Below are 20,569 nucleotides of genomic sequence, written 5' to 3'. Positions count from 1 at the left end.
GAGTCCTTTTGGGAGAATAGGGCTGGTTCATGCGTAGCAGCGCTGTCGGCGCGCGCGCAATCGGCGGGCTGGCAATTGCACCGGAGGGGCATATGAACGGCATCATGGACGTCCAGACCACCGCCGCCGCCCCGCACGTGATCCACCGCAGCGATTATCGCCCGCCCGACTGGCTGGTGACCGACATCGCGCTCGATTTCGATCTCGATCCGGCGCGGACACGCGTGAAGGCGGTGCTTTCGGTGGCGCGCAACGGCGACCACGACCGGCCGCTGCGCCTGGACGGGGACGGGCTGTCAGCGTTGTCCGTAACGGTCGACGGCGGCACGGCCGACTGGGCGATGGAGGGTCCCGAACTGATCGTGACACTGGGCGGCGATGCCCATCAGGTCGCGACCGAGGTCGAGATCGCGCCGGAAACCAACACCCAGTTGATGGGCCTTTATGCCTCCAGCGGGCTGCTGTGCACCCAGTGCGAGGCGGAAGGGTTCCGCCGCATCACCTTCTTCCCTGACCGGCCCGACGTGCTGGCGCGTTACAAGGTGCGGATGACCGCCGACCGCACGCGCTTCCCGGTGCTGCTGGCGAACGGCGATCCCGTCGCTTCGGGTGACTTGCCCGACGGTCGGCACTGGGCCGAATGGCACGACCCCTTCCCCAAGCCGAGCTATCTGTTCGCGCTGGTGGCGGGCGATCTGGTCGCCAATTCCTCCACCTTCGTCACCCGCTCGGGCCGCAGCGTGACGCTCGGCATCTGGGTGCGCGAAGCCGACCTCCCCAAGACCGACCACGCGCTTCAGGCGCTGGAGACGTCGATGCGCTGGGACGAGCGCGTCTATGGGCGCGAATATGATCTCGACGTTTTCAACATCGTCGCGGTGGATGATTTCAACTTCGGCGCGATGGAGAACAAGGGGCTGAACATCTTCAACAGCCGCTACATCCTGGCCGATCCCGACACCGCGACCGATTATGACTATGACGGCATCGCAGCCGTCGTCGCGCATGAATATTTCCACAACTGGTCGGGCAACCGCGTCACCTGCCGCGACTGGTTCCAGCTCAGCCTGAAGGAAGGCTTCACCGTCTTCCGCGACCAGAGCTTTTCCGCCGATCAGGGATCGGCCGCGGTCAAGCGGATCGAGGACGTGCGCGGCCTGCGTGCGGCGCAGTTCCCGGAGGATGCCGGCCCGCTCGCCCACCCGGTGCGCCCCGATTCCTACATGGAAATCAGCAACTTCTACACCGCGACGATCTACAACAAGGGCGCCGAGGTGATCCGCATGATCGCCACCATCCTGGGCCCTGAACGCTTCCGCGCGGCGGCGGACCTTTATTTCGACCGCTACGATGGTCACGCCGCGACCTGCGAGGATTTCGTGCGCTGCATGGAGGAAGCCGGCGGCGTCGACCTGACCCAGTTTCGCCTGTGGTATTCGCAGGCCGGCACCCCGCGCGTCACTGCCCGCCTGACGCATGAGGGCGGCCGCGCGACACTGCATCTGGCGCAGAGCGTGCCGCCGACACCGGGCCAGCCCGACAAGGCGTCGATGGTGTTGCCGCTCAGGCTCAAGCTGTTCGGCGCGCAGACCGCGACACCGCTGATCCCCGAACGGCTCGTCATGTTCGACGGCGCAGAGGAGACCGTCCGCTTCGACAATATCGGCGAACGCCCGGTGCTGTCGATCAACCGCGATTTTTCCGCCCCTGTCATCGTCGATACCAACCGGACGCCCGAGGATCTCGCCTTCCTGTCGGCGCACGACGACGATCCCTTCGCCCGCTACGAGGCGATGCAGCAGCTGATGCTCGACACATTGGTCGGCGCCGTCGCCGACGGGCGGGGCGATCACGTTGCCGTCATCGATGCGGTGCGCGGTACACTGGCCGACGCCGCGCTGGACCACGCCTTCATCGCCGAGGCTGTACTACTGCCGTCCGAAAGCTTCGTCGGCGACCAGATGGCGAGCGTGGACCCTGAAGCTATCTTCGCCGCGCGCGAGGCGCTGCGCCGCGATCTGGGCCGCGCGCTGGAGAAGGACTGGCGCGCCGCCTATGACGCGGCCCGCGCCAACCGCTTCGAATATACCCCGGCGGCGAAGGGCGACCGCCGCCTGCGCACCGTCGCGCTCGGCTATATCGCCGCCAGCGGCGCGGAGGATGCCGCAACACTCGCTTTCCGCCAGTTCGAGGCGGCCGACAACATGACCGACCGGCAGGGCGCACTGGTGACGCTGGTCAATGGCGCCGCCGATGAGCGCGAGGCGGCGCTCGACATCTTCTACAACCGCTATTCGGACAATGCGCTTGTGCTCGACAAATGGTTCCAGGTGCAGGCGCTGTCGTCGCGCGACGACACGCTGGCGACCGTGGAGATGCTGGCGCGGCATCGCGACTTCACGCTGGCCAACCCCAATCGCGCGCGGGCGCTGGTCGGCGCGTTCGGGGTCAACCAGCGCGCGTTCCACGCGGCCGGCGGGGGCGGCTACCGCTTCCTGGCCGACCAGCTCATCGCGCTCGACAGGTTGAACCCGCAGACTGCGGCGAAGCTGCTGCCCCCGCTCGGCCGCTGGCGCCGTTTCGATACGCAGCGCGCCGGCCTGATGCGCGCCGAACTGGACCGTATCCTGGCCACGCCCGGCCTGTCCAAGGACATGTTCGAACAGGCATCCAAAAGCCTCGACTGACGCGGGATTTGCGCGGGCGCGCCGGGCATCCTAACGCGGCCCCGGCACAAGCGGGAGCGCGGCATGGCAGGCTATGACTATGATCTCTTCGTCATCGGCGCGGGATCGGGCGGCACGCGCGCGGCGCGCGTATCGGCCGCGCACGGCGCGCGGGTCGCGGTGGCGGAGGAATATCGCGTCGGCGGCACCTGCGTCATCCGCGGCTGCGTGCCCAAGAAGCTGCTGGTCTATGGCGCGCATTTTGCCGAGGATCTGAAGGACGCCCAGCGCTTCGGCTGGCGCGTGCCCAGCGCCCCCGAGTTCGACTGGAAGTGCCTGCAGGAGAATGTGCTGGCCGAGGTCGACCGGATCAACGGCGCCTATACCAGCACGCTGGAAAGCCATTCGGTGGAGATCATCCCCGAACGCGCGGTCGTCACCGGGCCGAACAGCGTGAAGCTGGCCGGCGGACGCGAGGTGACGGCGGAACGTATCCTGATCGCGGTCGGCGCGCGGCCGGCTGTGCCCGAGTGCAAGGGCAGCGAACACGGCATCACCTCGAACGAGGTGTTCCACCTCGACGCCATTCCGCGGCGCGTGCTGATCGCGGGCGCCGGCTATATCGCCAATGAATTCGCCGGCATCTTTCACCAGTTCGGCGCCCATGTGACGCTCATCAACCGCAGCGATGTGATCCTGCGCAGCTATGACGCCCAGATCCGCGACCGGCTGCTCCAGATCAGCATGATGAAGGGCATCGATTTCCGCTTCCACGCCGAGTTCGCCGGGATAGAGAAACAGGCCGACGGCAGCCTGAAGGTCAGCATGACCAACCACGATCCGGTCGAGGTCGATTGCGTGATGTTCGCCACCGGCCGCGTCCCCAATACCGAAGGGCTGGGGCTGGAGAGCGCGGGGATCGAACTCGACGCCAAGGGCGCGGTGCCGGTGGACGAGGATAGTCAGTCCTCCTGCCCGTCGATCTACGCGGTCGGCGACGTCACCAACCGCGTCCAGCTGACCCCGGTCGCGATCCGCGAGGGGCAGGCATTCGCGGACACCGTCTTTGGCGGCAAGCCGACGCGGGTCGATTACGACTGCATCCCGGCGGCGGTATTCAGCCACCCGCCGATCGCCGGGGTCGGCATGACCGAATCGGAGGCCAAGCAGAAGCTGGGCAACGTCCGCGTCTACACGTCCGATTTCCGGGCGATGAAGAACGTGCTGGCGAACCGCAACGAACGCTGCCTGTACAAGATGATCTGCGAGGCGGAGACCGACCGGGTCGTCGGCCTGCACATGATCGGCCCCGACGCGCCGGAAATCCTGCAGGCCGCGGCGATCGCGGTGAAGGCACGACTGACCAAGGCCGATTTCGATGCGACCGTGGCGCTGCATCCGTCGATGGCGGAGGAACTGGTGCTGATGCGCTGAGGCCGAGGCGCGTCGCCACGGCGTAAGTCGGGGGGACGGCGCCGGCGCGCAAAGCGCGCGGCCTCAGCCGGCCGGCGGCGCGAAGCGCCGTCCGACGACGCGGGCTTTGACCGCAGCGGTTTGACCAGGCCAGCGGCTTCTGCTTCCGTCTCCGGCGTTGCGCGACGCGCGCGGGCGCCCCATGATGGCGCGACTATGCGATACCTGACTATACGCCGTTGGGTCGACGAGACGCTGTCGAGGTCTGGTGGTCGAGCGTCAGGGGCGATCATACTTCCGCTAGTACCCCTCTTCATGCTCACGGCATTATTGCTTCCCGCGCCAGCGGGAATACTGCTTTGGACTCTGGCAACAGGCTTCTGGTTGATATTCTTAACATGGCGAGGATGGCGGCTCGGTCGTGCAGAAGCTCTTAAGCGCGATCGATCGATGCGCGTCAGGGGCGAAAGCGTAAACATCAGCTAGCACCAAAGCTTCGTCGCGATCTGCAAGTCGGCACGCCGCCCCGCCTCATTCGGGCGCCCGCGCCAGGATTTCGTCCGCCTCGCTTTCCGCCGTCCTGTCGCCCCCCGTCCGCTTCGCGATCGCCGAGGTCGCAGCGACATTCATGCTGACATTGCCCAGTGTGCGCATGATGTCGGGGAAGGTCTCGACCGCGACGAGCAGCGCGAGCGGCCCGATCGGCAGGCCCATCGCCAGCGCGATCGGCGCGATCGCCGACACGAAGCTGATGGTGCCGGGCAGGCTGACCGACCCCATCGTCGTGACCGCCGCCGCGGCGATGCCGATCGCGACCTGCGTCGGCGTCAGTTCCACCCCGAAGATATGCGCGACGTAGAGCGCGACCGCCAGGTTCATCGCCGGTCCCGTGTAGCGGAACACCGCGACCGCGAGCGGCAGCACCACGCCCGATGTAGCGACGGGAATGTTCAGCCTCTCGCTGGCGCGCAGCATCGCGGGCAGCGAGGCGAGCGACGACTGGGTCGATACCGCCACCGCGGCCGGCTGCGTCATCGCGCGCAGATAGTCGCCCAGCCGCAACCTGCCACCGAAAATCGCGACCGGAAATGCGAGCAGGGTCACCGCGGCGCCGGTTGCGGTGACGATCAGGACATAGTGGACGAGCGCGCCGAACGCCGCGGCGCCGGCCTTCGCCCCCACCCCGAAAGCCAGGGCGAACACGCCGATCGGCGCCAGCCACAACACCCAGCCGATGACGATCAGCATGGTGTCCGCGATCGCCTGAAACACGCCGGTCAACAGCTTGCGCGGTGCGTCGGGCAGGCGTGTCACCGCGAAGGCGAACACGACGGTGAAAACGATCAGCGGCAGGAAGGCGCCGCTGGCGGCGGCATTCAACGGGTTGGTCGGCACCATGGCGACGATGAAATCGGCGAACGGCGGCACCTCTCCGACCGATCCCGCGCTCGCCACCGCCGACCTGAGCGCCTCGGCGGAGGCCGCGCCGAGCGGAAACAGGTCGAGCAGGACGAACATGATGACGGCGGCCAGCGCGGACGAGGTCCACAGCAGCGCGATGAAGATCACCAGCGCGCGCGACGCCAGCCGGTTCGCCCGCGCCGCCTCCGCGCTCGCAGCGATGCCCGTCACCAGCAGGCCGACGACCAACGGGACGATCGTCATTTGAAGGGCGTTCAGCCACAGGGTGCCGACCGGCTCGGCCACCGCCAGCAGCGCCGCATCGGTCGCCGGCGACCAATAGGCGAGCCCGATCCCGAGCAGCAGCCCCGCTACCAGCGCGGTCAGGATTCGGGTGGCTTGCGACATGCTCGATTCTCCGGTGGTCGGGCGCTATGGCGCGTTCACAAGGTTGCGGAAACGGGAAAGATGGCAAGGAAATATTTCGGGACCGACGGCATCCGCGGCCTCACCAACGCCGACAAGATGACCGCCGAGATGGCGATGAAGGTCGGCATGGCGGCGGGCAAGCACTTCCTGCGCGGCGACCACCGCCACCGGGTGGTGATCGGCAAGGACACCCGCCTGTCGGGCTATATGCTCGAATCGGCGCTGGTCGCGGGGTTCACCAGCGTCGGCATGGACGTGGTGCTGCTGGGGCCGATGCCGACGCCGGCCGTCGCAATGCTGACGGCGTCGATGCGCGCCGACATGGGCGTGATGCTATCGGCGAGCCACAACCCCTATTTCGACAATGGCATCAAACTGTTCGGCCCGGACGGCTACAAGCTGAGCGACGCCGACGAGGCCGCGATCGAGGCGGGGATCGAGGGATCGATCGACCTCGCGCCCGCCGCCGAGATCGGCCGCGCCCGCCGGGTGGAGGACGCGCGTGGCCGCTACATCCACTTCGCCAAATCGACCTTCCCCACCGACCTGCGGCTCGACGGGCTGAAGATCGTCGTCGATTGCGCGAACGGCGCGGGATATCAGGTCGCGCCGTCCGCGCTGTGGGAACTGGGTGCCGAGGTGGTGACGATCGGCGTCACCCCCAATGGCAAGAACATCAACGACCAGGTCGGATCGACCGCGCCGCTGACGCTGTGCGAGACGGTGGTCGCGTCGGGCGCGCAGATCGGCATCGCGCTGGACGGCGACGCCGACCGGCTGATCGTGGTCGACGAAACGGGCGAGGTGGTCGACGGCGACCAGCTGATGGCGACCATCGCTGGCGGCTGGGCGCGTGCGGGCCGGCTGCGGGGCGGCGGGCTGGTCGCCACGGTGATGTCGAACCTGGGGCTGGAACGGCATTTGTCCGCGCAGGGGCTGGGGCTGGTGCGCACCCAGGTCGGCGACCGCCATGTGCTGGAGAAGATGCGCTCGTCGGGCTACAATATCGGCGGCGAACAGTCGGGCCACATCATCCTGACCGACTATGCGACGACCGGCGACGGGCTAGTCGCCGCGCTTCAGGTGTTGGCCGAGGTGGTCCGTTCCGGCGCGCCGGCGAGCGAGGTGCTGCACCGGTTCGATCCGCTGCCGCAGACGCTGAAGAACGTGCGCTTCGCCGGCGGGCAGCCGCTGGAGAACGCGACGGTCAAGGCCGTGATCGCGGCCGCCGAGGGCGAGCTGGACGGGCGCGGACGGCTGCTGATCCGCAAGTCGGGCACCGAACCGGTGATCCGGGTGATGGCGGAAGGGGAAGATGCGCGGCAGGTCGAGACGGTGGTCGATCGCATCTGCGCCGCGGTGAAGGCGGCGGCCTGAGCGTCAGCCGAGCATCGCGACGAGCGCGGGCGAGAGATATTCGCGTCCGTCGCGGGTGACCAGCCGCGCCGCGAGGCCCTGGCGTTCGGCCGCCGCCATGCCCGCGTCCACACCGAGCACGGTCAGCGCGGTCGCCCAGCCGTCCGCCGTCATGCAATCGCCGGCGATCACGCTGGCGGAGACGACGCCATTCTCGATCGGGCGGCCGGTGCGCGGATCGATCGTATGGCCGAGCCGACGCCCCTCATGCGCGACGAAGCGGCGATAGTCGCCCGAAGTGGCGACGGCGAGGCCGTGGAGCGCGATCCGCAGCGGCGCGATGCTGATGCCGGGTGGGGTCTCCAGGTCGACCCACCAGGGCTGGCCGTCGGGGCGAATGCCACGCCCGGCGAACTCACCACCGATTTCGACCAGCAAGTCGCTGGCGCCCGCCCCGGCCAGCGCCGCAGCCACCGCATCGACGGCGAAGCCCTTTGCGATGCCCGACAGGTCGAGCGCGACGTCGCGGGTCCGGCGGGCACGGTCGCCCATGGATTCGATGGCATCGCCGCCGGATCGGGCGAGGGCGGCGGCAACGTCGGCATCGGCCGGCAGGCCGCGTCGCGCGCCGGGCGGGCCGAAACCCCAGAGGTCGGCAAGCGCACCGCCGGCGATGTCGAACGCGCCGCCGCTCGCCTGGCCGATCGCGCGCCCGGCATCGACGACACGGCGCAGGTCGGCGGGCATGTCCTGCCAGCTGCCGACCGGCGCCCGGTTGAACCGCGACAGCGTCGAATCCGCGACCCACTGGCTCATCTCGACGATGATGCGGTCGAGCGCCGCATCGACGACCGGCGACCAGCCGTCCGCAGGCGGGGCAGCGGGATCGACGATCTTCGCCGACCAGCTCGTCCCCATCGTCTCGCCTCCCAGCGAGACGATACGCGCGCCCGCCGTCCGCCTGTGGAAGGCGGACGGGGCGACCGGGGGGATCGCGACGCGCGGGCTCAGCTGTTCAGCACTTCCAGCGTGGTGGTATAGGCCATCCGCTTCTGCGCATTGGGAATGGCGGTGCTGACCCCGGTCGCGCTGGTGTTGAGCCAGTACATGCCGGGGCCGGTCCATTTGAGCGTGACGCGCCCCTGCGCATCGGTGGTCAGTTCCTGCTCCTGCGTCGCGTCGCGATAGCGCATGCCGGCCTTGGCGAGCGTGACCTTCAGCCCTGTGGCGGGCTTGCCGTCGAGCAGGAACGTGACGGCGAGCGGCTCACCCGCGACGAGATCGTTGGGATGGGTGGCGAAGCTCGCCTCCAGCCCCTTGCCGGTCGGCTTCAGCACCGTATCGGTCGGCGCGCCCGAGGTGACATAGACCACGTAGCGATTGTCGCTCTCGGTCAGCTTGACGTCGGTCGCGCCGGCGGGGATCGCGGTCGCAAGCTTGTCGGCGGTAGTGCCGCGCGGCAGGCGTTCCTCCTTGCCGTTCAGCGTATAGCTGCCCATCACGCCGCCGTTGGCGAGATAGACCTTCCACGTGCCCTTCTGCGTCAGGTGCACGTCGAAGGTGGAGCGATAGCGGCCGGTCGCGAAATTCTCGGCCTTCCCTGCCGACCCGTCGGGCTGGGCGACTTCCGGCTGGACGCGCAGCGGCTGGTGGTCGGATTCGAACACGTTGGTCGATGCGGCGGCGTCGAACGTCACCCAGTCGTCTTCTCCCGACACGACGGTGATCGATGGCATCAGCCACATGCGATGCGCCTGGAGTGCGGCGGGCGCGGCAACCGCGGCAACCAGCGCGGCGGGGATCAGCAGCTTGCGGATCATGTCTTCTTCTCCCTGTTTCAGCGCTTCGGCGCGATGCTGACGGCACCGAGTTCGCTCGTGCCCTTGATGGCGGCCGGCTTTGGCGGCCAGACGAACGGCAGGCGGACGACCTCGCGCCCACCGGCCTCGCGCGCGGCCTCGACCACCAGCGTGTACTGGCCCGGCGTGATGCCGGCGAGGCCGCCGCGTCCGCCGGTCAGCACGACCTTGTGCGTACCGGGCGCGCGCGTCGCGCCACTGACACCATCGGCCGGAAAGTTCATAGTCCGGCCCGAGGCGCGCCACCATTGCCGCACGTCGCGCAGCCATTTGGTGCCCTCATTGGCCTTCATGTCGTCGTCGTACCACACGGCCAGCGTCTTCGCGGGCTTGCCGGGCGCCTCGATATAGGCGGCGACATAGGGGCGGTGATATTCGGCGACGGTCAGCCGCGGGACGGTGATCGTCAGCTCGACAGACTGCGCCGCGGCAGGGCCGGCGGCCAGCGCGGCGAGCGGCGCGCCGGTCAGCGCGATACGGTGGACAAGGTGCATCGAAGACCCCTCAGACATGGATGAACAGGACCGCCAGCGCGGCGGGAATGGCAAGGCCCAGCACGACGAGCGGCCAGGTCGAGGGCCGCCGCTTGGCGTGCAGCCACAGCAATGCGAGGCCGGTCAGCGAGAAGACCAGGCACGCGAACGCGAAGACGTCGATGAACCATTTCCAGACCGCACCGGAATTGCGGCCTTTATGGAGATCGTTGAGGTAGGCGATCCAGCCGCGGTCGGTCGCTTCGCTGGTGACCGCGCCGGTTTCGCGGTCGATCGCGATCCAGCCGTCACCGCCGGGGCGCGGCAAGGCGAGATAGACCTCGTCCGCCGACCATTCGGCGACGCCTTGCGCCTTGGTCGGGAAGGTCGCGCGGACCCAGTCGGCGACGGGCGCGGGCAGCGGCTTCTTCGCGTCCGCCGCGCCGTCCGGCGCGACGTGGCGGAGCAGCGCGGGCGGCAATTGCGCGGCCTTCTCGACCGTGGTCGGGCTCGCCTCGATCTCGGCGGCGTGGTTCAACGTGAAGCCGGTGATCGTGAACAGCAGCAGGCCGATCAGGCTGACGGCCGAGCTGACCCAGTGCCAGGTGTGAAGCTGCTTCAGCCAGAACGCCTTGGCGCTGGACTTGGGCTTCGCGCGCGCGGGCTGCGATGACGTCATGAGCAAGGCGCGAATCCGAACGCGGTGGCTGATGCGGGCCGATAACGCGAACCATTCTCAAGAACAAGGGCCGAACCGCGCCCCTGCTCACACCGTCGTCCGGACTGCACCTGTCCGTTTCATCCTACCGCCCCAGCAATACCCTGGCCTGTCCGGCGATCTGCGCGAGCATCGCGGCATTGGGCGCGGGGGCCGCGCGCGCGCGACGGACCAGTTCGGCGAACTGCGCCACCCGCGAGCTGTTGGCGTCGAGCCACGCCGTCACCGCGCCCTGCGGATCCGCCCCGCCCGCCCGCGCCAGGAATTCCAGCCGCAATTGCTGGAAATCGCGGGCGAGCCCGGCGATCAGCAGGCGTTCCCACGGATCGCCGGTGGTGATCCGCGCGGCATTGGCCTGTGCCCAGTCGAGCCCCAGCGCCTGGCCCAGATGGGTGAAGGCATGGGTCAGCTTCGTCTCGTCGAGACCGAGCCGCTGGCCGAGATCGGCGAGGCCGACCGCGCCGTCGAGCTCGAACAGTCGAACGATACGGCGCACCAACGGTCCGGGCGCGCCCGCCGCCTCCAGCCGCTGGACGATGCGGTCGCTGCCGGCACGCGCCTCCTCGCGCAGCAGCGCCTTGGTCTGCCGGTCGAGCGCATCGATACCGGGCTGCAATCGCGCGACGATCTCCGCCGGCCCCTCGCCGGGCCGCGCGGCGCGCAGCAGGTCGGCGATCTGCGCGCGCGCAGCGACCGCGACTTCCTCGAACAGCGCGATACGCGCAGCCTCGGGGATCGCCGCCGTCTCGATCTCCTCCCACAGGGCGGGCAGGCCGAAGATGCGCTCGGCCGCGACGAACATCGCGGCGATGTCGCCCATCGCGGCGCCTTCCTCTTCCGCCAGCTCGAACGGGTGGAGCACACCCATCCGGTTGACGATGCGGTTGGCGAGCTTGGTCGCGACGATCTCGCCGCGCAGGCGGTGCGCCTCGACCGCGGCGGCATGGCCCTTGCGCATCGCCGGCGGGAAGGCGGCGAGCAGATCGGGCAGCAACGCCGGATCGCTGCCCAGAGCGCGCTGTTCGATCGCGTCCTGCAGCCCCAGCTTCGACGTCGCCAGCAGCACCGCCAGTTCGGGCCGGGTCAGCCCCGTGCCGTCCTGAGCCCGCCGCAGATACTCCTCGCTGCTCGCCAACCCCTCGACCTTGCGATCCAGGCGTCCGCCAGCCTCCAGCATCTCGATAGCGCGGACGTAGCTGGGCACCGCGATCGGCCCATCATTCTCCATCACCGACAGCGCCAGCGTCTGCAGGCGGTTGTCCTCCAGCACCAGATGCGCGACGTCATCGGTCATGCTGACGAGCAACGCATTGCGCTTGTCCTCCGCCAGCCGCCCCTCGGCCATCTCGCGGTTGAGCGCGATCTTGATGTTGACCTCGTTGTCCGAACAATCGACGCCGGCCGAATTGTCGATGAAGTCGGTGTTGATACGACCGCCCTTCGCCGCGAACGCGATACGCGCCGCCTGGGTGACGCCCAGGTTGGCGCCCTCGCCCACCGCCCTGGCGCGCATGGTCTCCGCATCGACGCGCAGCCGGTCGTTGGCGGGATCGCCGACGACGGCGTTGTTCTCCGCCGCCGCCTTCACATAGGTGCCGATGCCGCCGAACCAGACCAGGTCGGTCGGGCTGGTGAGAATGGCGGAGATCAGCGCGGCGGGCTCGATATCGCCGGGCTCGATGCCCAGCACCGTCGCGGCCTCCTTCGACACCCTGATCGATTTCTCGGTGCGCGCGAACACGCCGCCGCCCTTCGAAATCAGCTTGGCGTCGTAATCCGCCCAGCTCGATCGCGGCAGCTCGAACAAGCGGCTGCGCTCCTCCCAGGACGCCGCGGGATCGGGCGACGGATCGAGGAAGATGTGGCGGTGGTCGAACGCCGCGACCAGCCGGATCGCCTTCGACAGCAGCATCCCGTTGCCGAACACGTCACCCGACATGTCGCCGCAACCGACGACGTCGATCGACTGCGTCTGCACATCGACGCCCATTTCGGCGAAATGGCGCTGGACCGAGACCCAGGCACCCTTGGCGGTGATACCCATCGCCTTGTGGTCATAGCCGACCGACCCACCGCTGGCGAAGGCATCGCCCAGCCAGAAGTCGCGCTCCAGCGCGATCGCGTTGGCGACGTCGCTGAACGTCGCGGTCCCCTTGTCGGCGGCGACGACGAAATAGGGATCGTCGCCGTCGCCGATAACCACCTTCGCCGGATGGACGACCTTGTCCTCGACGAGGTTGTCGGTGACCGACAACAGGGTGCGAATGAAGATACGGTAGCTTTCGGTCCCTTCGGCGAACCATGCGTCGCGATCGACCGCCGGGTTGGGCAGTTGCTTCGCATAGAAGCCGCCCTTGGCACCGCTCGGCACGATCACCGCGTTCTTGACGCGCTGCGCCTTCATCAGCCCCAGGATTTCGGTACGGAAATCGTCGCGCCGGTCGGACCAGCGCAGCCCGCCGCGCGCGACCGGGCCGGACCGCAGGTGGATGCCCTCCACGCGCGGACTGTAGACCCAGATCTCGCGCCACGGCAGCGGCTTGGGCAGCCCCGGAACCTTCGACGAATCGAGCTTGAACGCCAGCGCCTCGGCCGCGGCGGGGGCAAAGGCGTTGGTGCGCAGCGTGGCGCCGATCACGCCGTGAATCGTGCGCAGGATGCGATCGTCGTCGATCGCCGTCACCTTGTCGAGCCCGTCGAGGATCGTGCGGTCGAGCGTCGCGATGCGCGCGTCGCGATCCTTGGCCGCGGGATCGTGCGCGGCGGCGAACCGTTCGATCAGCGCCGCGGCGACCGTCGGGGCGCGGCGGATCGCGTCGACCACCGTCACCAGGCCGTAGCTGAGCCCGGTCTGGCGCAGATAGCGGAACCAGGCGCGGAACAGCACCACCGATTTCGGGCGCATTCCCGATTCGACGATCAGCCGGTTGAACGCGTCGTTCTCGGCATGGCCCTCCAATACGGCGGCGATCGCCGCCTCGATCGTCGGCACGTCGAGCGCGGGCACATCGACGGGCACGCCGACCAGAAAATCATGAACGTAGGCGCGGTCGGCGTCGGCCAGCGCGGTCGGCACCTCCTCGATCACGCGGAAGCCGAAATTCTCGAAGACCGGCACCGCGTCCGACAGCGCCAGCGGGCCGCCCAGCCGGTACAGCTTGATCCGCACCTCGCCATCGCTCGCATCGCTTTCGACGATGCGGATCGACCGGCTTTCCGCATCGTCGAGTTCGGCGATGCGCGCGATGTCGCGCGCGGCTTCTTCGGGCGTGTAGTGCAGGCGATAGCCGTTGGGGAACGCATTCGCGTATTTCAGCGCCAGCCGCGTCGCGCGCGCGTCGCCGACATCGGCGATCAGCGCCGCCTCGATCGCCGGCACCCAGCCGCGCACCACCCGCTCCAGTTCGCGGTCCAGAGCAGCGACGTCCGGCACCCGCGCACTCTCGCGCACGTCGAGCGTGTAGCGGAGCAGCGCGACGACCCCATCCTCCAGCGCAATCGACCAGTTGAGCACCGTGGCGTCCGCCGCCTGTGCCAGCATGTCGCCGATCGCCAGCCGGCGCGCCGTCGTCACGTCGTCGCGCGGCAGCCAGACGAAGGCGAAGATATGCCGGCCGAGCGCGGATCGCACCATTTCCAGCTTCGGGCGCGGGCGATCGGCCAGCGACATCGCGGTCAGCGCCAGCTTTTCCAGTTCGCCGGCCTGGAACGCCGTCGTCAGATCGTGCGGCAGCGCGGTCAGCGCGTGGGTCAGCGCCTTGCCGGTATGACCCTTGGGATCGAAGCCGAACCGCGCCTCCATCATCGCCAGCCGTTCGCGCAGCACCGGCACGTCGCGCGGGGACGCATGCAGCGCGCCCGACGTCCACAGCCCGGTGTGCAGCGACAGCCCGATCACCTGCCCGCCGTCGCGCACCGGCGTGATCACCAGGTCGAGCGGCACGCGGCGGTGCACGGTCGCGATGCAATTGGATTTCAGCAGCAGCGGCGCGGCGCCGCCCTTGTCGAAGAACTCGATCGCCGCCGCGCGCGACCGGTCGGCCAGCAGGGGCACGTCGAATTCGTGCCGCGCGATGCCCAGCCGGTTGGCACGGGTGCCGTCGCGATACCAGGTCTCGTGGCCGAGCAATGTCAGCGCGCGGTCATTGAACCACTGGAGCAGCGTGCCGCCCTCGATGTTGCCGTCGGCGACCAGCCGCGAGGCGTCGGTGCGCATCGCCGCCTGCAGCGCCGGCCAGTCGGCCACCGCGCTCCGGACATGCGCCAGGTTGCGCTCCAGATCGGCCGCCAGCGCGCGACGCACCCGCGCGTCGGCGCGATGCAGCTCGATATAGACCATCGATTCGAGCGCGCCCTCGCCCACCGCGAGCAGCTTGCCTTCCGCGTCGCGCCGGGCCGGCACGACCGGGTGGATCACGCGGTCGATCGGCACGTCGTGCGCAGCGATCGAGGCCGCGATCGAATCGACCAGGAACGGCATGTCGTCGTTGATGGCGGCCAGCCGCATCCGCCGCAGATGGCCTTCCGCCTCCAGCGGCTCGAGCACCACCTTCGCCGAACCGGGCGGGCGCGACGCGGCGGCTTCGGCGACGAATCGCGCGGCCTCCGCGCGTTCGGCCGGGGTCATCCCCTCGATCTCTCCGGGCAGCGCGCCTTCGATCAGTCGGGCGTCGAGTGCGGCCGACAGCGTCTTGGTCTGGGTAGCCATGGACGCCCTATGCGCCCGTTGAGTCGGGGGCTCAAGGGCCGCGCAACAATCTTGTGCGCTTGCGGAATTATGCTGCGGCGCGGCGAGCCAGCCGTTCGGCCAGCCTGGGATCGTCATCGACCCGCGCGACGACGTCGAGGCCGCCGGTCTCGCTCGCCCGAGCGAGCAGGACGACGAACTCGCTGTCGCGGCCGGCCGGGATATCGATATGGCCGAGCGTCGGGCGGGCGCGCAGCTCGGCGGCGACCCGTTCGAACAGCGCCTGCGGCCGCGGCGGGCGTTTCAGCGCGCGTTCGGCGCCTACCACGCCCTTTATCCCGCCGGGGAAGCTCTCGAGATAGGCGCCGAGCCCGCCGGCACCGATCTCATGCCGCGCGGCATGCGTCAGTACCGAGGCGAATTCGGTCAGCCGCGTCTTGTCGTAGTCGGCGCCGAACACCAGCTTCGCGACCGGCGTCATCGGGGCACGCGCCTGCGCCTTCAGCCCGGCGACGGCGAGCAGGTCGGCATAGGCCTCGGGCTCTCCCGCTGCGGCACGGGCGATGTCATGCGCATGGCCGAGCGCGTGGTAGAGCGCGGTGCGGCTGCGCCCCTCGCTCGCCGCGAAGGCGGCGGCGCTGGCGCGGGCAGCGGCGAGCCGTTCGTCGAGCGAGGCGCCGGCTGGCAGCGGCGTCTCCGCGGGCTCCTCGGGCGTCGGCGCGAAGCTGGCGCTCGGGCCGTCGGCCCAGGCCGGCGCCGCACTCGCGACGGGCGCGGCGCGGCGGGCGGCGGCGAGGTCGGCGGTCAGTTGCGCCTGCGTCTCGGCGTCCACCATCTCCTTCCAGTTGATGACGCCGTAGATATAGTCGATCGAATCCTCGTCCGACGAAAACGGCATCAGGATGCCGCGATAGAGCGTGTTGTAGCCGCGCGTCCCGACGAATTCGGCCTCGAACCCGATCGGCGCGCGATTGGCGATGATCTGGAGATAATGATCGGTCAGCCGCGACAGCAGCGAGCGTGCCGGCACCTGCGAGATCAGCATGATCCCCGCATCGATCGCGCATTCGTCGCGCAGCCGGTGACCAAGAAACGCGATGCGCGGATCATCGATCCCCTTCGTGAAATCGAGCAGCACGCTGTGCGGCCCGAAATCGCTGATCGAAGCGGGGTCGAGATCCTCGATCGACGGATAGGCGCGCCCCTGGAGCAGGGAGACCCAGTGGTTGTACGCGCGCACGTGCATCCGCCGCTCGTCGCCGCCGACGTCGATCGCCGCCTCGGTGACGTTGCCGTCGCGGGGGCCACCGCCGTTATCGCGATCCGAATCGCTCGAATGGTCGATGCCGCGCGCGGTATCCATCACGTCGTCTTTCCCAGAGGGCGCCTGCGCCCGGTCCGCCGCCGGTGTGCGCCAGCCATGGTAAAGACCGCGTAAAGGGCCGCGCCGGACCCCGCGCCTCGCACCCCCGGAGAACCCGGCTTGCCACCGCCCGGCCACACTGCTAAGCGCCGCCGCCTCGCCCCCGGCACCACCGGCGGCGCACCAGGCCGCCTTAGCTCAGCTGGTAGAGCATCGCATTCGTAATGCGGGGGTCACAGGTTCGAGTCCTGTAGGCGGCACCACCACTTTCAGCAGGGAAATGCGGCGGTTGCTTGCGGACGTGCGTTCGGCTGGGTCGGTGTTTGGGTACTGCGTGGGGCGCTTTGGCTAGGAAATGTGCTCGACCCAAGCTAAACCCATTTTAAACGCGTGATGCACGCGACCGTAAAGGCGACTGGCCCGCATCTATGACGCTCTCCACTCTATCAATGATCGTCATTGATTGACCTGTCCCCGGTTTGGTGGACACGTGGTTAGGCTACATTGGCTTGTCGCTCGAAGTCCATGGGGCTGATGTATCCCAAGGTCGAGTGCCTGCGTGTTGGGTTGCAGTAGCGTTCGATGTAGTCGAACACTTCGGCTTTGGCCTGGTTCCGAGTCCGGTAAGTTTTGCGTGCGATCCGCTCGGTCTTCAGGCTTGAGAAGAAGCTCTCCATGGCCGCATTATCCCAGACATTGCCGGACCGGCTCATTGAGCAGGTGACGCCGTTGTCGGCCATCAACCGCTGGAACTGCTCGCTCGTGTATTGGCTCCCCTGGTCTGAATGATGCAGCAGCGCGTCGGGCGCACCACGACGCCAGATCGCCATGATCAGCGCGTCGGTGACGAGCTGGGCGGTCATCGTCGCGCTCATCGACCAGCCCACCACGCGACGCGAGAACAGGTCGATCACGGCCGCCACATACAGCCAGCCCTCGGCAGTCCAGATGTAGGCGAAGTCGGCGATCCACTTCTTGTTGGGTGCTTCAGCACTGAACTGGCGATCGAGGACATTGCCGGCGATCACGGATCGCTGGCCATCATCCTTGGGCAGCCCGCGCCGACGGGGGCGGGCCTTCAGCGCCTGCTGCCGCATCAGGCGTTCAATGCGATGCAGGCCGCATGAATGGCCTTCGGCCAGTAGATCGTGCCAGACCCGCCGAGCGCCATACGTCCGATAGCTGGCGATGAAGCTTGCCCGCACGCTGGCGCCAAGCTTCTGATCGGCTCGTGCCCGAGCGCTCGGCTCACGGACCAGCCACGCATGGAACCCACTGCGCGACACACCGAGCGCTTCGCAAAGCCAAGATACCGGCCAGACCCCTCGGTGCTTCGCGATAAACCCGAACCTCACATCAGGTCCTTCGCGAAGTAGGCCGCGGCTTTTTTTAGGATGTCGCGCTCCGCCTTCAACTTGGCAACCTCGCGCCGCAGGCGATCAATCTCCATCTGCTCCGGCCTCATCTGACCGTGACCGGGAAAAGCTGACGGAGGGTCGGCATCGTGATCGCGAACCCACTTGCGCAGCACGTTCACGTGAAGGTCCAGATCCCGCGACGCCTGGGTCACAGATACCCCGCGTTCTCGAACCAGCTTCACAGCCTCAACCTTGAACTCCCGACTGAACTGACGTCGTCCCATCGTACACCTCCTGCTCCGTTAAACACCTTATCTCGGTGTCCACGAAACCGGGGACAGGCCAAGTGTCGGAACTGCTGAACGCGGAATGGCGGCACGTCGATCTTGAGCGGCGCGCCTGGCTGATCCCTACATCGAAGACCGGCAAGGCTCGTCACGTCCCCCTGTCGCAGGCGGCGGTGGACATCATCGTGGCGGTGCCTCGGTTCGCTGGCTGTCCCTATCTTCTGCCCAACCCGAAGACGAAGAAACCGTTCACGGAAATCAAGCACGCCTGGCAGAAGGCGCGGGACGACGCGAAGCTGCCGGGGTACCGCCTTCATGATTGCCGCCATGCAGCTGCGTCATTCATGTTTCAGGCGGGAATCGACCTGTTCGCGGTCGGGCGCGTGCTGGGCCACGCCGATCACAAGTCGACGATGCGTTACGCCCACCTCGCCAACGACACGCTGCTCGCGGCGGTCGAGGCCGGCGCGAGCAAGATGCGCGCCGCATGAGCCCTGCGCCCCCGGCCCCTCGCTGACCCTCGCGGTCGGTGGGAGCCGGGGGCACTCTTCTGCTTTGTTTTTTGCTGTCCGGCAGCCACCTTGAGCTTCGTATCGCCTCTCGTCGGCCGCAGTTCGCGGCGCGACCTCAGGGCTTTCCAACCGCAGTGATACGGCAGCTTGAGCTATCGCCAAAATTGGATCATGCTCGCGTCTTACCGAACGCGGATCAGGATGTGACGATGCGACGAGGTCTAGCGGTTCTGGTCAATGCGGCCTTGCTGACCGGCGCGGTTCCGGCGCAGGCGCAGGATGAGGAAGTCATCTATCAGTATGATGCCCTCGGGCGTCTGGTGAACGCATCGACGACCAACGGCCGCAACGGCGGGGTGGTCGCCGGCACCTCCTATGACCCGGCGGGGAACCGCACGACCCGGACGGTATCGGGCGTGCGACCGGCGGCGCGTCGCGTAGTCGTGGTGCCGTTGAACGGCTTCACGGTCATTCCGCTCAAGGACGATTGAGCGGCTTCACCCGAGTCGAACCGCGCCGCGAGCTGCAGCCCCCGCAGGTCGTAGGCGTAATGGACGTCGCGCGTCGCCGTCCCCGGCACGTTCACGCACCCAGGCGCCGCGATCACGCACGCGTCGGGCACCGTCTTCACCGTCACCCGATTCAAGAGGTCGTACGCATAGCCCAGCACCCGACCGTCGCGTTTCATCAGCTTCGCGCGGTTGCCGTTCCCGTCGTACGCGTATTTCTCGCGGTCGTCCGTGCTACCCCGAGACTCCGGCGGACCAGCGATACCCGACCCACCGCCTGTGTCCACCACAGGCGATGCCGTGTAGGAAGTGGGCGATCAGAGAGTTTAACGGGTCAAAGAGCGGGCGCTATCGTGCGCCTGTTCGGTTCAGGCTGCAAGCAGGAGGCAAATGCGCCGCGCCTCCATATGGCGCCGAATTAGTGCACTATGATTCATACTCTAAAATTTAAGAACTCTATGGGAGTAGAAAGTATGAAACATTTCCCTCTCCATATCTCGCCAAAAAAGAAATTTCTTGATTTGCCATTTGAGCTTCCGGTGACATATATATATCTTTATAATATCTCGCTTTACAAGTCTTAGTGTTTTTTGCCCATATCCCGCCTTTAAAAGATTTTTTAACAGCATACTTTAAACTATTAAATGTATTTGTTAATTCATTGTATGTTTCATCTGTTTTTATTGATAGAGATCCCATTAATATTTTGTGTTCTTGCACACTTGGCAAAAAGAGTTGAATTTTTCCTAGAATTGAAGATTGAATATTAAAACATGATGCTGAGACAATCCATATTTCTCTGTCAAAATCTATGATTTGCTCAGCTTCAACTCTTTTAAAGAAATATACCTGATTATTCTTTTTTACTTTTGCGAAATGGACTTTATGCAAAGCCATTACTGGTTGGAATAATTCAATAATCTCTTTTGGATAAGAGAAAAAACTGACAGTTTTAGTTTTCATATTCTCTTAATCGCAGTCATTATATGCTGTGAATGCACATTGTCCGGTCGCTTGTTCAATATCATTTTGCGCCCGTCTCTCTCGAAAAATAGGTCCACGACTTTTGGTTTGTCGGCCGACATTTTCACGATACGGAGTGCCGTTATCGTCCATTGTAATATCGGGACGGCGGTAGCCTTTCTCACCGCCTGGCGTATCAACCCTTTCTTCAGGTTTGTCACCACCAGCTACATGCTCCATGCCTTCGCCTTCAAGTTCTCTTATTCGTTCCTTTATTTTCTCACGATGGGCAGGCCCGCCTTTCGAGCCGCCTGGATTCGGTGATTTGCGCTCAGGAGATTTCACATCATCGCGTCTTGCAACTCGATTGATGCTGACCTGCTCCCCAGAATTCATGCCATTGGTAAGTTAGCTCGTCAGATGGAGACGAGCGATGCGGCGAAGCCGATTTACCGAGGATCAGATCATTGGGGTGCTGCGGGAGCATGAGGCTGGCGTGAAGACGCCGGACCTTTGCCGAAAGCACGGGATCAGCGATGCGACCTTCTACAACTGGAAGTCGAAGTACGGCGGGC

At 66.7% G+C, this 20,569-nt stretch carries 16 protein-coding genes and 1 tRNA gene; 7 read left to right on the top strand and 10 right to left on the bottom strand.

The window, feature by feature from the left end; translation table 11 throughout:
- The first annotated feature begins 101 nt into the window (after window positions 1-101).
- Together pepN and gorA are read left to right on the top strand one after the other, a co-directional pair.
- On the top strand, window positions 102-2,687 hold the full coding sequence (gene pepN, locus VYI76_RS04640; protein ID WP_443018907.1) for an aminopeptidase N: 2,586 nt from the start codon (window positions 102-104) through the stop codon (window positions 2,685-2,687).
- Between the two features lie 63 nt (window positions 2,688-2,750).
- Window positions 2,751-4,100 carry a glutathione-disulfide reductase gene (gorA, locus tag VYI76_RS04635; RefSeq protein ID WP_326523602.1) on the top strand — a complete coding sequence of 450 codons (1,350 nt, stop codon included), beginning with the start codon at window positions 2,751-2,753 and terminating at the stop codon, window positions 4,098-4,100.
- A gap of 510 nt (window positions 4,101-4,610) precedes the next feature.
- Here the strand turns inward: gorA and VYI76_RS04630 are convergent.
- On the bottom strand, window positions 4,611-5,888 hold the full coding sequence (locus VYI76_RS04630) for a dicarboxylate/amino acid:cation symporter (RefSeq protein WP_326523601.1): 1,278 nt from the start codon (window positions 5,886-5,888) through the stop codon (window positions 4,611-4,613).
- A 60-nt stretch (window positions 5,889-5,948) separates the two neighbouring features.
- On the opposite strand from VYI76_RS04630, the gene glmM reads away from it, so the two are divergent.
- Complete coding sequence (gene glmM, locus VYI76_RS04625; protein WP_326523600.1) at window positions 5,949-7,286, top strand: phosphoglucosamine mutase; 1,338 nt, start codon at window positions 5,949-5,951, stop codon at window positions 7,284-7,286.
- Between the two features lie 3 nt (window positions 7,287-7,289).
- Here the strand turns inward: glmM and VYI76_RS04620 are convergent, their stop codons facing one another.
- The 6 genes from VYI76_RS04620 to VYI76_RS04595 form a co-directional block, all read right to left on the bottom strand.
- A complete protein-coding gene (locus VYI76_RS04620) occupies window positions 7,290-8,183 on the bottom strand; it encodes an FAD:protein FMN transferase (protein ID WP_326523599.1) in 894 nt (297 codons plus the stop codon).
- Window positions 8,184-8,272: 89 nt separating this feature from the next.
- Window positions 8,273-9,085, bottom strand: coding sequence for a DUF4198 domain-containing protein (locus VYI76_RS04615; RefSeq protein ID WP_326523598.1), 813 nt, complete (start codon window positions 9,083-9,085; stop codon window positions 8,273-8,275).
- 17 nt (window positions 9,086-9,102) lie between these two features.
- The gene (locus VYI76_RS04610) at window positions 9,103-9,618 is read right to left on the bottom strand and encodes a DUF2271 domain-containing protein (protein WP_326523597.1); all 516 of its coding nucleotides are present in this window, start codon (window positions 9,616-9,618) and stop codon (window positions 9,103-9,105) included.
- 10 nt (window positions 9,619-9,628) lie between these two features.
- Window positions 9,629-10,276, bottom strand: a complete 648-nt coding sequence (locus VYI76_RS04605; RefSeq protein WP_326523596.1) for a PepSY-associated TM helix domain-containing protein — start codon at window positions 10,274-10,276, stop codon at window positions 9,629-9,631.
- Window positions 10,277-10,400: 124 nt separating this feature from the next.
- Window positions 10,401-15,023 carry an NAD-glutamate dehydrogenase gene (locus tag VYI76_RS04600; protein ID WP_326523595.1) on the bottom strand — a complete coding sequence of 1,541 codons (4,623 nt, stop codon included), beginning with the start codon at window positions 15,021-15,023 and terminating at the stop codon, window positions 10,401-10,403.
- Window positions 15,024-15,090: 67 nt separating this feature from the next.
- A complete protein-coding gene (locus VYI76_RS04595) occupies window positions 15,091-16,365 on the bottom strand; it encodes a PAS domain-containing protein (protein WP_326523594.1) in 1,275 nt (424 codons plus the stop codon).
- Window positions 16,366-16,552: 187 nt separating this feature from the next.
- Here VYI76_RS04595 and VYI76_RS04590 point away from each other — a divergent pair.
- Window positions 16,553-16,628 (top strand) — tRNA-Thr (locus VYI76_RS04590).
- 231 nt (window positions 16,629-16,859) lie between these two features.
- Here the strand turns inward: VYI76_RS04590 and VYI76_RS04585 are convergent.
- A protein-coding gene (locus VYI76_RS04585) for an IS3 family transposase (RefSeq protein WP_326523593.1) occupies window positions 16,860-18,007 on the bottom strand; the annotation gives its coding sequence in 2 pieces (ribosomal slippage) (window positions 16,860-17,749 and window positions 17,749-18,007; 1,149 coding nt in all).
- Window positions 18,008-18,069: 62 nt separating this feature from the next.
- Between VYI76_RS04585 and VYI76_RS04580 the strand changes: the two genes are divergently transcribed.
- Both VYI76_RS04580 and VYI76_RS04575 read left to right on the top strand, forming a co-directional pair.
- Window positions 18,070-18,501 carry a site-specific integrase gene (locus VYI76_RS04580; RefSeq protein WP_326523592.1) on the top strand — a complete coding sequence of 144 codons (432 nt, stop codon included), beginning with the start codon at window positions 18,070-18,072 and terminating at the stop codon, window positions 18,499-18,501.
- 230 nt (window positions 18,502-18,731) lie between these two features.
- Window positions 18,732-19,013, top strand: coding sequence for an RHS repeat domain-containing protein (locus tag VYI76_RS04575; protein WP_326523591.1), 282 nt, complete (start codon window positions 18,732-18,734; stop codon window positions 19,011-19,013).
- 474 nt (window positions 19,014-19,487) lie between these two features.
- On the opposite strand, the gene VYI76_RS04570 is transcribed toward VYI76_RS04575, so the two are convergent.
- Window positions 19,488-19,994, bottom strand: a complete 507-nt coding sequence (locus VYI76_RS04570) for a hypothetical protein (protein ID WP_326523590.1) — start codon at window positions 19,992-19,994, stop codon at window positions 19,488-19,490.
- A gap of 6 nt (window positions 19,995-20,000) precedes the next feature.
- Window positions 20,001-20,390: a hypothetical protein gene (locus VYI76_RS04565; protein WP_326523589.1), complete on the bottom strand. Its 390-nt coding sequence runs from the start codon at window positions 20,388-20,390 to the stop codon at window positions 20,001-20,003.
- Between the two features lie 37 nt (window positions 20,391-20,427).
- On the opposite strand from VYI76_RS04565, the gene VYI76_RS04560 reads away from it, so the two are divergent.
- Window positions 20,428-20,569, top strand: a 142-nt coding sequence (locus tag VYI76_RS04560; protein WP_326523881.1) for a transposase, incomplete at its 3' end; no start/stop codon positions are given.

This window comes from Sphingomonas sp., assembly GCF_035910975.1.
Lineage (GTDB): Bacteria > Pseudomonadota > Alphaproteobacteria > Sphingomonadales > Sphingomonadaceae > Sphingomonas.
The sequence above is the reverse complement of the archived record's forward strand: the minus strand, read 5'-3'. Positions and strand labels throughout refer to the sequence as shown.